This is a genomic window from Streptomyces sp. URMC 126, from assembly GCF_051386555.1.
In the GTDB taxonomy this organism is placed as follows: Bacteria; Actinomycetota; Actinomycetes; order Streptomycetales; family Streptomycetaceae; genus Streptomyces.
Genome location: NZ_JBPQTX010001050.1, coordinates 1 through 257, shown reverse-complemented (window position 1 = coordinate 257; position 257 = coordinate 1). Strand labels below are relative to the sequence as shown.

Here is a 257-nt window from a genome sequence, read left to right as displayed (position 1 = left end):
ACCTCGGGCGCGGAGGAGGCCCGCCCGTGGCTGCCGCAGCCCGAGTGGTTCGCCGAGCACGCCACCGACCGGGCGCTGGCCGACACCCGCTCGTTCTGGCACCTGTACCGCGACGGACTCCAGTTGCGGCGCGACCTGCCCCAGCTCGGCGAGGGGACGCTGCGCTGGCTGGACGCGCCGCCGCAGGTCCTGGCCTTCGAACGCGGCGACGGGCTGGTCTGCGCGGTCAACTTCGGCACCTCGCCCGTGCCCGCCCC

General features: G+C 76.3%; 1 protein-coding gene. It reads left to right on the top strand.

The window, feature by feature from the left end; translation table 11 throughout:
- On the top strand, positions 1–257 hold a 257-nt coding region (locus ACSNOK_RS35050; protein ID WP_436784741.1), incomplete at both ends, for a DUF3459 domain-containing protein.